Raw genomic sequence first — 13,219 nt, forward strand, 5'->3', positions numbered from 1 at the left:
ACACACAACAGGAGAGCCACCCATGACCACCAACAGCAAAGATCCCGTCCCGATGCCGAGCAGCGGCAACCACCCGCCGATCGGCATGCCGCGCAGCAGCCAGGACGCGCAGTCCAAGGATGCCGTCGCCCTGCTCACCGCCGACCATGACAAGGTCAAGCAACTGTTCCGCGAATACGAGCGGCTGCAGAACATCGGCGACATCAGCCTGAAGGCCGACCTGGCCTTGCAGATCTGCATGGAACTGGAAATCCACACGATGATCGAAGAGGAAATCTTCTACCCTGCCGTGCGCGCCGAAACCGGCGACGAGGACATGGTGCGCGATGCCATCCAGGAACACGCCGAGGCGAAGGAGCTGATCGCCCATATCCAGGGCATGTCCGGCGACGATCCGGACCTCGACAGCACCGTGGCCATGCTGCGCAAGGCGATCGAACACCATGTGCAGGAAGAGGAGCAGGAAATGTTCCCGCAGGCGCGCCAGGGTGGCGCGGACCTCACGGCGCTATGCGAACAGCTGGCCGACCGCAAGGAGCAGCTGGAACACGATATGGGTGCGCGCCCGTTGCGCAGCGGCACCCGGGAAGCCGTCGGCGAACGCTCCGCCATCGGCAAGGCCGATTCCTGACCTGACGCCGGAACTTACGCGACGACCTCCTCCTCTAACCACACGAAGCGGCCGACCTTGCCGCTTCGGCGTCCGGGCCGCGGCCCGGTTTCGATTCATTCGATCGATCGATACTTCGAGCCATATCGTTAATTCGAGCCATATCGATACTTCGAGCCTTATCGATACTTCGAGCGATATCGATGCTTCGAGCCTTATCGATACTTCGAGCCTTTCGGGTCATTGATCCATTTGACTCGTTGATCCATTTGACTCGTTGATCCTTTCGATTCATCCGGTTCATGCGGGTCGACCGGCATGAGTCGAATGGTGCGATTCGACCGGTGCGATTCGACCGGTGCGATTCGAGTGGCTTGATCGACTGATTGATCGACTGGATCGATTCGATCCTTGGATTCGATTCTTAGAGAGAGAGGTGACACATGGCTACACATAACGGCAACGAAGCGGGAACGGAACAGCGGTCCGAACCGGACAAGGGGAACAGCCAGCGGTCGGAGGTGCCGGGCGGCGGAAAAAGTGCCAGCAAACGGGGTTTTGCCGCAATGGACGAGGCAACCCAGCGGATGATCGCCAGCAAGGGGGGGCAGGCCGCCCACCAGAAAGGCACGGCGCACGAATTCGATTCCGAGGAAGCGCGCCGCGCCGGCCAGAAAGGCGGCGAGGCGGTCAGCAGGGATCGCGAGCACATGGCGGAAATCGGCCGCAAGGGCGGTGAAAGCCGCCAGTCGGCCAGCCGGCTGGCGCGCCAGGGGGCCAAGGAAGAAAAGCGCTGACCGTCCGAAGGCCGCGCCACGCCGGCGCATCCACATCACGGCGGGCCCGGGGATCTTCCCGGTGCCCGCCGCTCTCCCGCCGCCGCAACCGTCTTGCGCGGGTAGTCATCTATTGGCATGTCCTCTACCTGCATGACGTACACCTGCATGACCTCCCACCTGCATGACCTCCACCAGCATGTTCCACCAGCCCTTCGTCTGCCGGCAAGTCGTCCGCCAGCATGATCTCTACCAGCATGCTGGCGGCCAGCGTGCTTCGCCGCATGCCCTCCCCCTACGTCTTTTCCTCCACGTCTCCCCCCCGAGTCTCCGCCCCGGCATGTCCCGCGATTGCCCCGTTTATATTTGCCGCGGTCCACGCATGCGCCGCAGGTGTTCGTGCGCGGAATCCGCCTGCGCGCGGGGCGTCTCCCCCTTCCGGGAGTGGTGGACCCTGCCCGCACGGTTCATCACGCCATTTCATTGTCTGCGATACAATGAATTTCCACATTCAGAAGAGGCAGACATGAACGACCAGGCACAACAGGACGCACTGAAAACGCCAACCGACCTCGGCAACAAAGCCCGCAAGGAAGTGGCTGAAGGCTTGAACGCGCTGCTGGCGGACACCTTCGCGCTGTACATCAAATGCAAGAACTTCCACTGGCACGTGAGCGGTCCGCACTTCCGCTCCTACCACCTGCTGCTCGACGAGCAGGCCACCGCGATCTACGCGATGCTGGACCCGATCGCCGAGCGCGTACGCAAGCTGGGCGGTACCACGATCCGCTCGATCAGGCATATTTCGGAACTGCAGCGCATCAAGGACAACGACGCGCCATTCGTCGACGCGATCGCCATGCTCGACGAGCTGCGCAACGACAACCAGGCGCTGGTGAAATCCATGCGCGAAGTCCACGACGTGTGCGACGAAGACCAGGATATCGCCACGGCCAGCCTGCTGGAAAACTGGATCGACGAAGCGGAACAGCGCATCTGGTTCCTGTTCGAATCGACCCGTACCGCCTGATGGCAAGCCGCCGGCCCGCGGGCCGGCAGCGCTTTTCCCTTCCCGTCGACCGAGCCCCCTCGGCTTGGTTCGTCTCCCCGGCTGCCGCTACAACACGCCGATGATCACGCTGGAGGCCTTGAACAGCGCGGTCGCCGGCATGCCGGCAACCAGTTCCAGGCCTTCCGCGCTGTCGCGCGTCACGGTCGCCGCGATCGTGCCGCCCCCCGGCAGCGCGATCGTCACCTCCGCATTCACGGCGCCCGGCACCACGCGCGCCACGGTACCGGCCAGCTGGTTGCGCGCCGACAGTTTCGCGCCCTCCAGCCCGGCCGCGACGATCACCGACGACGCCTTCACCAGCGCGAAGGCCTGCGTGCCCGGCGCCAGGCCCAGGCTTGCCGCGCTTTCATGCGTGACCACCGCCACGATGCGCTGGTCGCCGACAATGCGCAGCACGACTTCATCGTTGACGGCGCCGCGCGTCACCTTTTCGACGGTACCGAGGAACTGGTTGCGCGCGCTGGTTTTCATGTTCATCACCTGTAGGAGATCGATGTCGGGCAAACCCTCCGCATCCTGGTTGCGGCCCAGCTGTTCGATGAAGCGGCGATGCGCGTCTTCCAGCCTCCGGAACTGCGCCACCAGTTGCCCGCCCCTTTCCGTCAGCCGCGTGCCGCCGCCGCCCTTGCCGCCGGCCAGCCGCTCGACCAGCGGCGTGCCGGCCAGGTTGTTCATGGCGTCCACCGCATCCCATGCGCCCTTGTAGCTCATGCCCACCGCCTTGGCCGCCTGCGTGATGGAGCCGTGCCGGGCGATCGCGGCCAGCAGCGCGATGCGGTCCGGCCCGCCCAGGTGGCGCCCCCCGGCGCTCAGCCAAAGCTTGCCGTGCAATTCCAGGGGGCCGGGTGTCAGCGAATCCGTCATGGCGCTTCCTTCATCGTGATGTTTGCCGCGACTTCCGGCAGGATGGCGCCATCGGCCATCGTCAGGACATGGCCGCCGAACGCGACGGCATCGTCCGGGTCGTGCGTGATCATCAGCATGGGAATGTCCAGCCGGCGCTGCAGGGCATCGAGTTCGGCGCGCATGCGTATGCGCAGCGCCGGATCGAGCGCGGCGAACGGCTCGTCGAGCAGCAGCGCGGCCGGCTCGGCGATCAGTGCCCTGGCCAGCGCCACGCGCTGCCGCTGGCCGCCGGACAACTGGTCCGGCAACTGCAGCGCCACCGGCGCGAGCCCGAATGCCTCCAGCCAGTAGGCGATCGCCGCGCCGTCGGCATTGCGGGGCGGATTGAACAGGCCGCGGCGCAAGCCGAACGCGATGTTCTGCCGCACGTTCAGGTGGGGAAACAGCGCGTAATCCTGGAACAGGTACCCCACATTGCGCCGCTGCGGCGGCACGTCGATGCCGTTGGCGCTGTCGAACAGCACGCGGCCCGCCAGCTCGACATGGCCGGCATCGGGCCGGACCAGCCCGGCCACGGCCTTCAACATCTGGCTCTTGCCCGCGCCGGAAGCGCCATAGATGACCACGCGCTGGCTGTCCGAGGTAAAACGGGCGTCGAGCCGGAACGTCCGGTTGCCGGCACGCAGCGTGGTATCGATGTGCACGCGGATCATGGCAGCGCCTTCCGCGGCGGCGCCAGCCGGCTGGCCAGCACCAGCACGGCCACGCAGGCCACCGAGGTGACCAGCACCAGCAGGTTGGCGGTATCGTCCTGGCCGGCCTGCACGGCTTCGTAGACGGCGATCGACAGGGTCTGCGTCTGGCCGGGAATGCTGCCCGCCACCATCAGCGTGGCACCGAATTCGCCCATCGAACGGGCGAATGCCAGCAGGGTTCCGGCCAGCACGCCGCGCCAGGCCAGCGGCAGCGTCACGCGCAGGAACACGCCGGCGCCCGAGACGCCCAGCACGCGGGCGGCCTGCTCCAGCTGGGGATCGACCGTCTCGAAGGCGGAGCGGGCACCCTTCAGCACCAGCGGGAAGGCGACCACGGCCGCGGCGATCACGGCCGCCTGCCAGGTAAAGATCAGGTTGATGCCGAACGTGGCGTGCAGCCAGCCGCCCAGCGGGCCATTGCGGCCGATCACGACCAGCAGGTAATAGCCCAGCACCGTGGGCGGCAGCACCATCGGCAAGGTCAGCAGCGCATCGAGCAGTTCGCGGCCGGGAAAACGCCGCCGTGCCAGCACCCAGCCGATGGCCACGCCGAACACCAGGTCGATCAGCGTGGCGCACAGCGCCACCTTCAGCGACAGGCCGAGGGCGATCCAGGCATCGGCCATCAGGGCGGCGCGCTGGCGAAAGGCGGGAACAAAGCTGGCTGGCGCATGGAACCTCGTGGGGACGGAAAACGGAAAACCGTAATATAGCTGAATATATAGCGTTGGATATACTGCTGACTTCATATGCTATATGCCAGCCATATGGCGCCGGATGATCGAGCCTGATGTCAGCGTACGATCAGCCGACTGCAGGGCGCAGCCGGCGCGGCCGCGGCGCTACGCCATTTCGATGGCCAGGCCGCCCTCCAGCAGCGGCCGCCGGAGGATGTGATAGACCGCCGCATCGAAGCGGGCGGCGCCGCGCTTCTTCTTCAGCTTGCCGGTACCGAGGTAGCACCAGTTATCGACCAGCTGCCGCTGCCGCAAGCCGTCCGATTCCTCGACGATCGCGATCGGCCCGTCGTAGGGCCAGCGCTGGACCAGCATATGCCCCAGCGCCGCCTGCAGCCGCGCGCCGTGATCGGCCAGGCTTTCCTCGCCGGTGCAGCCGCCGCGGCAGCGCGCGATCTGCCGCGCGAAGCAGGGCCGGCCGGGGCTGCCCTTTTCCAGTCCCGTCAGCACCGAGCACAGGCTGGCCGCCTGCGCCACGTTCTTCAGCGTTTCCTGCGCCGCCTTCCTGGTGCCGAACAGGCCATACAGGCCGTCGGTGCCACCGAAATCCACCTCTTTCGCGAAGACGATCTCCGGCCGGTGGCCGCGCAGCGCGATCGAGCACATGTCGCGCTGCTGGCGCAGCTTGACGTTGAACACGGGCTGGTGCTCGCGGATCAGCATCGCTTCGCGCAGCAGCGCGCCCAGTTCGCCGCCGGTGCGTTCGAAGTCGATGTGGCGGGTGCGCGCCAGCATCTGCGCTTCCTCGGGCGTGCGCAGGTGCGACAGCACGCGGTGGCGCAGGTTGACGCTCTTGCCGATATAGATCGGCGTGGCGGCTTCGTCGCGGAAGATATAGATGCCCGGCTGCTGCGGCAGGACATCGATGCAGTCGCGAGGAATGTGCGACGGATAGTTGAACAGGAGTGCGGGATCGGCGCGGATCAGCAGTCCCACTGAATTGACATGGGTGCGCATCCCGCCATGATACGGCCGGGCAATATGGCCAGGCAAGATCGAAATACGCCGCTGTAAGATATGGCTGTAAGGTAGGGCTGTGGTACAGTCTCGCCGCCATGACAGCCACACTGAAATATCTCGGCGCCTACTCCGACGACACGCGCCACCAGGTGCAAGCCCTGCTGAACCAGAACCGCCTCGGCGACGTACTGAAGAAACGTTATCCGAAAGCCCACGAGGTACGCAACGACAAGGCGCTGTACGACTATGTACAGGACTTGCGCGACGAATTCCTGCGCAACGCCGCGCCGATCGACAAGGTTCTCTTCGACAGCAAGATCCATGTGATCAACCACGCGCTCGGGCTGCATACGTCGATCTCGCGCATCCAGGGCGGCAAGCTGAAGGCCAAGCATGAAATCCGCGTGGCCACCATGTTCCGCGACTGCCCGATCGAGTTCCTGCGCATGATCGCCGTGCACGAACTGGCGCACGTGAAGGAAAAGCAGCACGACAAGGCGTTCTACAAGCTCTGTTCCTACATGGAGCCCCATTACCACCAGTACGAGTTCGACGTGCGCCTGTACCTGACGGAGCTGGACCATTCGGGGCAGAAGCTGTGGTGAACGAGACCCCGGTGCGCAAGGCGCCGCGCCTGCCGCCTACCCGTGAAGCATCCGAAGCGGCGGCCGCCGACCGCGCCGCCCACCGCGCGGCACGCGAGCGCAGGGATGCCCAGGTGCGTGGCGTGCCATCGATCGCGGCCATGCGCGAGGCCATCAAGGCGGCCGCGCGCACCCTGCCGGCCATTGCCGAAGTACCGCGCATCGAGGCGCTCGACAAGGCGGCGTTCCGCGCCCGCGCCGCCCAGGGCCTGCCCTTCCTGATGACGGGCGTCGCCGACCGCTGGCCGCTGGCCGCGCTGACGGTACAGTCGCTGCGCGAGCACTACAGCCACCTGCCCGTGCGCGCCCGCGTCGGCGACTATGTCAGCACGGCCTTCGCCGCCGACCGGGCGATGCGCGACATGGGGATGCTCGAGTACCTGGACCTGGTGGCTGCGGGCACCGAGGGTTTGCCCCCTTACCTGGGCAACCTGGAACTGCGCGAACTGAACCGGCTGTGCCACTGGCCCGCCTACTTCGACAAGGTGGGTCCGCCGCGCTTCTGGCTGGGCCCCGCCGGCACGGTCACGCCGCTGCACTGCGACTACGACGACAATGTCTTCGCGCAGGTCTGGGGCAGCAAGCGGATCATGCTGGCGCCGCCGCACCACGACGACTTCCTGTACCCGAACGAAGCCAACGCCATCCTGTTCGGCTCCCCGTTCGATCCCGAATGCCCCGATTTCGACAGGTTCCCGCTGGCGCGGCAGGCCACCACGATCGAGTGCATCGTCGGCCCCGGCGACATGCTGTACGTGCCGGCCGGCTGGTTCCACCAGGTGCGCGCGCTGACATTCTCGCTGTCGTCGAACCGCTGGGCGCGGGGCATGCCGCTGGCGCTGGGCGACGGCGCCGCGCTGCTGGCCGCAAACAGCGGCGAGCAGCCTTCGGCCTGACACGCTTGCGGCACCGGCGCGGCCGGGTGTTTTTTCACAACAGTCAGGCTGCGCATCCCCCTCGCCTCCCGCCCCGCGTGAAAAATGCGTTACGCTCGATCGGGGCGGCGATAGCTGGTCGGCTGCCGCGATAACCCTGGTCTGGCAAGGAGATACCATGGAGCGACGCAGGTTCCTGTCGGGTAGTGCCGCGCTGGCGGCCGGCCCCCTGTGGCTCGGCGGGCCGGCGGCCGGGCAAACCGCGCAAGACAAGATCTATCTCCACTACACCCGGCAGGAACTGGACGACGCGTACTCGGATGCCAAGTGGGCGCCGAACATGCGGCAACTGCTCGCCGGGCAGGCGGCAGCCAGTGCCAGGCTGCGGGCACGCCTGCCGCCCAGGACAACCGGCTACGGGGCGGCATCGCGGGAACAGCTGGACATCTTTGCTCCGCCAGGCACGGCGGCCGGCCGCGCGGCGATGATCTTCATCCACGGCGGCAACTGGCGCTTCGGTTCGAAGGAAACGGTGTCGTTCCTGGCGCCCGCCTTCACGGGGCACGACATGGTCTTCGTCGCTCCCGAATTCGCCAGCATTCCGGACAATACGCTGTCCGGCATGGTCGACCAGTGCCGCCGCGCGATCGCGTGGACCGGCAGGCACGCGGCGCAGTTCGGCATCGATCCCGCGCGCCTCTACGTGGGCGGGCATTCCGCCGGCGGACACCTGGCCGCGATGATGCTGACCACCGACTGGCGCCGTTTCGGCATGCCGCCGGACCTGCTGAAAGGCGGCCTGCTACTCAGCGGCCTGTGCGATCTCGAGCCGGTGGTGCTGGCTGCGGGCAACCGGCACTTGAAGCTCACGCCGCAGGAGCGCACCGAGTTCAGTCCCGTCCACAAACTGCGCGACGTGCCCTGCCCCGTCATCGTCGCGTGGGGCAGCGGCGACAGCCCGGAATTCAAGCGCCAGGGCAGCGTGATGGCTGGCACGCTGCGCATGGCCGGCCGGCTCGCCGGCACCTTCGTCCTGCCGGACGTGAACCACTTCGAGATCCTCGATGTGCTGGCGGCCGGCGACTCGCACCTGGCCGCCGCGGCGCGCGCGCTGATGAGCTGAACGGCACAGCGGCGACGCTGGTCCGCCGGTGGATGGCCCCCCAGGCCGGCCAGCGCTTCGTCAGAACCGTGCGTGAACGGTCAGCTCGACGCTGCGTTCGGCGCCCATCCAGCAGTTCTGCGCACTGTGGCAGGCGCCCACGTAGCGCTTGTCGCCCAGGTTGCTGGCGGTCAGGCCGATGCTCCACGTCCGGTTCAGGCGGAACATGGCGGCCGCGTCGAACAGCGTGTACGACGGCACCTGCGCCGTATTGGCTTCATCCATCTGGCTGGCGCCGACATGGCGGATGCCGGCGCTCAGGTCGAGCGTATCGAGCGGGGTGTAGGTGAGCCACAGGGATGCGCCCTTGTCGGCCACCCAGACCGGCGTCTTGCCGACCAGCGCGGGATCGAGGGCGTTCTTCGTCACCTCCATGTCCAGGTGCGTCAGGCCGAGCGTGAAGTCCAGGCGCTCGGTCAGCGCCTGGTTCCACGACAGCTCGATGCCTGTCGAACGCACCTCGCCGTTTTGCGTGTACTGGTTGAAGGTGGGCGTGTTGACGACCACATTCTGCTTGCGGATGTCGAACCACGCGGCGGTCAGCTCGGTGCGGCTGTCCGGCGACTTGTACTTGACGCCGGCCTCGATCTGTTTCGCGGTGGTCGGCTTGAACGCCTGGCCGGTCAGCGAATCGACGCCGGATGCGGGCTCGAACGATGTCGAGTAATTCAGGTAGGGTGCCATGCCATTGCCAAAGCGGTAGATGGCGGCGGCGCGGCCGCTGGTCTTTTCCTGGGCGATGGCGGTGGTGGCGGCCGACGGCGAGCCGGCATAGCTCGACGCATTGGCGTCCTCGCTGCGGTAGCGGTCGCGGCGCAGGCCGCCAACCAGCGTCAGCGCCCCGACCCGTATTTCATCCTGCACGTACAGGCCCAGCTGCGACTGGCGGATGGCGTGCCGTTCGGTATAGAAATCGAACGGCAGCGCGGCGCTGTCGAACAGGAAGTGGTCCGGGTTGCCGAGATCGATCGATGGGGTATCGGTGCCGAGCGTATCGCCATACCCCACGGTCGAGCGCAGCTTCTGGTAATCGGCGCCAGCCAGCAGGCGATGCACCAGCGCGCCCGTGCCCAGGCGGAACGACAGCTGGTTGTCGACCACGTAGCCGTGCTGGCGCTCGTCGGTGAAATAGGCCGAGCGGGTCAGCGTGCGGTCATCCTCGAGCAGGCCGTTGTTGTAGGTGTTGCGCTGCAAGCCCCGTGCCTTCGTGTAGCGGAAGTTCTGCAGGAACTTCACGCTGTCGTTGAAGGCATGCTCGAACTTCCAGCCCGCCATCGTCGTTTCGCGCGTCATGCCCGACCAGCCGGCGTCGCCGGCAAAGGTGTCCGGCGCGAGCAGGCCGTACGGCGCCTGGCGCAGCGTGCCGAGCGCCGGCAGCGGGGTCGACGGAATCAGTGCCGGGTCGTCCTGGTAATACAGGTTGGCGTGCAGGCGCGTGGCCGGGCCGATGCGCCACGTGACCGAGGGCGCGACGAGGCGGCGCTCTTCCTTCGTCGTGGCTTGCTGGCCATCGCGTTCGCGCACCAGCGCCACCAGGCGGTAATCGACATCCTTCGACAGCGGGCCGGTGCTGTCCACGCCCAGTTCGCGCAGGTCATTGGTGCCCGCGCGCGCGCGGATGGCGGTTTCCTGCCGCGAGCGCGGCAGCTTGGCCGTCTGGTTGACCATGCCGCCCGGCGGCGCCGAGCCATACAGTACCGAGGCCGGCCCCTTCAGGATTTCCACACTGTCGGTGGCGAACACGTCGACCTGGGGCGCCAGGTTCCACAAGCCGTTGTACTGCAGCGGCAGCCCGTCGTAGTAGTTGCGGTAGCTTTCGAAACCGCGGATCGTGTACTGGTCGAAGATGGTCACGGTGGGCCGGCTTTCGGGGGTGACACCCGGCACATAGCGCAGCGCCTCGTTCACGCTGTCGGCCTGGCGCGCGGTCAGCTGTTCGTTGCCATATACCTCGTAGCTCATCGGCGCTTCGATCGGCTTCAGGTCCGACTTGGTGCCGGTGGTACGGTAGCTGGTGCCGCTGACGATGACCTGCGCGGGATCGGCGGCAGCCGTTTCCTGGGTCCAGGCGGTTGGGGCAAAGGCGGAGAGCACGAGCAGGCTGGCCAGCCTGCGTTGCGGGGCGGTCGACATAGAGAGATGGATCCAATGAGAATGAGAACGCGAACGAGAACGATTATTATTACTGCGATTATCGATTCCACATCCCCCCATGTCAACGGCCATGGCAAGCCCGGCATCACAGCGGCCGGACTTCGTACACCTTGCCCTTCTCCGCCTTGAACGCCACCGTATGGCCCATCGCGGCGGGCTGGCTGCGCACCCCGTTCACCGTGACCGGTACGGCGGTGCGCAGTACGCACTGGCCATCCTGCCGCGCTTCGATGCGCGCATTGCGCAGCCGGCCGCCCTGCCAGGCGATATCGACGACGTAGTTCCCGCGCCCGACGATGCCCTTCACCGCCCCGTCGCGCCAGGCGGCGGGCAGCGCCGGCAGCAGGTGCAGTTCGCCGTGCTGGCTTTGCAGCAGCATCTCGATCACGCCGGCCGTGCCGGCGAAGTTGCCGTCGATCTGGAACGGCGGATGGGCGTCGAACAGGTTGGCGTAAGCGCCGCCGTGCTTGTCGCCCGGTTTCGTCAGCCGCAGCAGGTTACGGAACAGTTTGTGGGCACGGTCGCCGTCCAGCAGCCGCGCCCAGAAGTTGACTTTCCAGGCCAGCGCCCAGCCGGTGCCGTCGTCGCCGCGCAATTCCAGCGAGCGGCGCGCGGCGGCGGCAAGGTCGGGCGTGGCCAGCGGCGAGATAGTGCGCGCCGGATGCAGCGCGTAGAGGTGCGACACGTGGCGGTGGTGCGGATCGACTTCCTCGAAATCCCGGTACCACTCCTGCAGCTGGCCGCGCGCGCCGATGCGGAACGGCAGCAGGCGAGCGGTGGCGGCCTGCATCTCGTCGCGAAACGCGCTATCGATGCCCAACACTTGCGCCGCCGCGCCGACATTCTCGAACAGGTCGCGGGCGATCGCCAGGTCCATCGTCGAGCCCACGCTGACGGTGCCCTGCCTGCCGCCGCCGTAGTAAAAATCGTTTTCCGGCGAGGTGGAGGGCGACGTGACCAGGTAGCCGTCCGCATCCGGGTGCAGCCAGGCCAGCGTGAAACGCGCCGCTTCCTTCATCAGCGGGTAGGCCTCGCGCAGGTAGGCCCGGTCGCCCGTGAACTGGTAATGCTCCCACAGGTGGCGGCTCAGCCACGCGCTGCCCATCGACCAGTTGGCCCACTTCGGGTCGCCCTTGCCGAAATCGCCGACCGGGTTGCTGGCGGCCCAGATATCGGCATTGTGGTGCACCGCCCAGCCGGGCGCGCGGTAGTACGAGGCCGCCGTGCCGGTCCCGGTGACGGCCAGGTTGCGGATCAGGTCATCCATCGGCGTGAACAGTTCCGGCAGGTTGGCGCTTTCCACCGGCCAGTAATTCATCTGCACGTTGATGTTGGTGGTGTAGTTGCTGCTCCACGGCGGTCGCACCGCATTGTTCCAGATGCCCTGCAGGTTGGCCGGCGCGCCGCGCGTGCGCGACGAAGCGATCAGCAGGTAGCGCCCGAACTGCACGTACAGCGCTTCCAGCGCCGCATCGGGCTGGCCGGCGGTGAACTCGGCGAGGCGGCGGTCGGTAGGAATCGCGCCGCGGTCCGGTTCATGCGGGTTGAGCGTCAACGCCATGCGGTCGAACAGCCGGCGCACGTCGGCCACGTGCGCCGCGCGCAGCGCCGCGTAGTCGCGCTTCGCCGCACGTTCGAGGTGCGCCAGGGCCAGCGCATGCTGGTCCCGGCCGGCGCTGTCCGGGCACTGGTCGAAGCCGGCGAAGCTGGTGGCGGCCGACAGCAGCAGCACCACTTCGGAGGCACCGCGGATGGCGATACGGCCGCCGCTGGCCTCGACCGTGCCATCCCTGACGACGGGCTGCACGATCAGTTCGAAGCGCATGCCCCGGCAACCGGCGGGATCGTCCCACACCACCGGCTCGGCGTTGTCGTTCACGTAGTTCGGGTCCACGTGGGCGGGCGCCTTGCCCGCCATGACGAGCGCCGTGCCGCTGGGCGCGGTCCGCGCGCGCAACGGGCTTGCCGTCGCCACCTCCAGGTCCAGGCGGCGCGGCTGGTCCGATGTCAGCCGCACGACGATCACCTGGTCCGGCGCGGAAGCGAACACCTCGCGCTGGTAACGCACGCCGCCGGCCGTAAACGACGTGGTGGTGATGCCGTCGCGGATGTCCAACGCGCGGCGGTAGCCGGTGGCTTCGCCTCGGTAATCCTGCCGGATCGCGAGGTCGCCCAGCGGCAGGTAACTTTCCGTGTACGGCCCCTGCATCCGGCGTGCCCAGTCGCTGCCGGCCGCGTAGTCGCCGCTGGCCAGCGCCGCGCGTGCCTTGCCCAGCGCATCGAAGGCGCCCGGGTTGAGGTTCATGGCCACCGGACCGCCGCTCCACAGCGTGGCTTCGTTCAGCTGCAGCAGTTCCTCGCCCGGGCGGCCGAACACCATGGCGCCAAGCCGGCCATTGCCGACCGGGAGCGCCTCGGTCCACGCCGCGGCGGGCTTGTCATAGTGGAGCACCAGGCCATCGGCGGGCGCCGCGGCGGCATTGGCCACCATTGCGGCCGCGCACAGGGTGGCGGCGATACGGAGGACGGTGACATCGAGGGCGGTGACACGGAGGGCGATGATCCGGAGGGCGGTGATGCGGAAGTCGGTCATTGGCTGTCCTGGAAAGTCGACGGGATGCCGGAACG

General features: G+C 67.2%; 12 protein-coding genes. 6 read left to right on the top strand and 6 right to left on the bottom strand.

The features are described from left to right. Positions 1-22 precede the first annotated feature (22 nt). From EYF70_RS19405 to EYF70_RS19415, 3 genes are all read left to right on the top strand, one after another. Positions 23-631: a hemerythrin domain-containing protein gene (locus EYF70_RS19405; protein WP_229420459.1), complete on the top strand. Its 609-nt coding sequence runs from the start codon at positions 23-25 to the stop codon at positions 629-631. 422 nt (positions 632-1,053) lie between these two features. Beyond that, positions 1,054-1,407 carry a KGG domain-containing protein gene (locus EYF70_RS19410; RefSeq protein ID WP_229420460.1) on the top strand — a complete coding sequence of 118 codons (354 nt, stop codon included), beginning with the start codon at positions 1,054-1,056 and terminating at the stop codon, positions 1,405-1,407. A gap of 505 nt (positions 1,408-1,912) precedes the next feature. Then, positions 1,913-2,416, top strand: coding sequence for a Dps family protein (locus tag EYF70_RS19415; protein ID WP_131146886.1), 504 nt, complete (start codon positions 1,913-1,915; stop codon positions 2,414-2,416). 87 nt (positions 2,417-2,503) lie between these two features. On the opposite strand, the gene EYF70_RS19420 is transcribed toward EYF70_RS19415, so the two are convergent. The 4 genes from EYF70_RS19420 to EYF70_RS19435 form a co-directional block, all read right to left on the bottom strand. Next, the gene (locus EYF70_RS19420) at positions 2,504-3,322 is read right to left on the bottom strand and encodes a TOBE domain-containing protein (RefSeq protein ID WP_131146887.1); all 819 of its coding nucleotides are present in this window, start codon (positions 3,320-3,322) and stop codon (positions 2,504-2,506) included. Beyond that, positions 3,319-4,017: an ATP-binding cassette domain-containing protein gene (locus tag EYF70_RS19425; protein WP_131146888.1), complete on the bottom strand. Its 699-nt coding sequence runs from the start codon at positions 4,015-4,017 to the stop codon at positions 3,319-3,321. The genes EYF70_RS19420 and EYF70_RS19425 overlap by 4 nt, the downstream gene beginning before the upstream one ends. Beyond that, positions 4,014-4,685, bottom strand: coding sequence for a molybdate ABC transporter permease subunit (modB, locus tag EYF70_RS19430; RefSeq protein ID WP_131146889.1), 672 nt, complete (start codon positions 4,683-4,685; stop codon positions 4,014-4,016). The genes EYF70_RS19425 and modB overlap by 4 nt, the downstream gene beginning before the upstream one ends. Before the next feature lie 216 nt (positions 4,686-4,901). Then, positions 4,902-5,732 (bottom strand): endonuclease, encoded by an 831-nt coding sequence (locus tag EYF70_RS19435; protein ID WP_229420461.1) that lies wholly within the window; start codon positions 5,730-5,732, stop codon positions 4,902-4,904. Positions 5,733-5,851: 119 nt separating this feature from the next. Here EYF70_RS19435 and EYF70_RS19440 point away from each other — a divergent pair, with 119 nt between their 5' ends. From EYF70_RS19440 to EYF70_RS19450, 3 genes are all read left to right on the top strand, one after another. Next, positions 5,852-6,361, top strand: a complete 510-nt coding sequence (locus tag EYF70_RS19440) for a YgjP-like metallopeptidase domain-containing protein (RefSeq protein WP_131146891.1) — start codon at positions 5,852-5,854, stop codon at positions 6,359-6,361. Beyond that, positions 6,358-7,296, top strand: a complete 939-nt coding sequence (locus EYF70_RS19445; protein WP_371861641.1) for a cupin-like domain-containing protein — start codon at positions 6,358-6,360, stop codon at positions 7,294-7,296. Before EYF70_RS19440 ends, EYF70_RS19445 begins: the two co-directional genes overlap by 4 nt. A 157-nt stretch (positions 7,297-7,453) precedes the next feature. Beyond that, positions 7,454-8,398: an alpha/beta hydrolase gene (locus tag EYF70_RS19450; RefSeq protein ID WP_131146893.1), complete on the top strand. Its 945-nt coding sequence runs from the start codon at positions 7,454-7,456 to the stop codon at positions 8,396-8,398. Positions 8,399-8,458: 60 nt separating this feature from the next. Here EYF70_RS19450 and EYF70_RS19455 read toward each other — a convergent pair whose 3' ends face one another. Together EYF70_RS19455 and EYF70_RS19460 are read right to left on the bottom strand one after the other, a co-directional pair. Continuing rightward, positions 8,459-10,570, bottom strand: coding sequence for a TonB-dependent siderophore receptor (locus EYF70_RS19455; RefSeq protein WP_131146894.1), 2,112 nt, complete (start codon positions 10,568-10,570; stop codon positions 8,459-8,461). A gap of 106 nt (positions 10,571-10,676) precedes the next feature. Beyond that, entirely contained in the window at positions 10,677-13,184 is a 2,508-nt protein-coding gene (locus EYF70_RS19460; protein ID WP_229420462.1) for a glycoside hydrolase family 95 protein, read from the bottom strand. Between the last annotated feature and the right edge of the window lie 35 nt (positions 13,185-13,219).

Source organism: Pseudoduganella albidiflava (assembly GCF_004322755.1).
Lineage (GTDB): Bacteria > Pseudomonadota > Gammaproteobacteria > Burkholderiales > Burkholderiaceae_D > Rugamonas > Rugamonas albidiflava.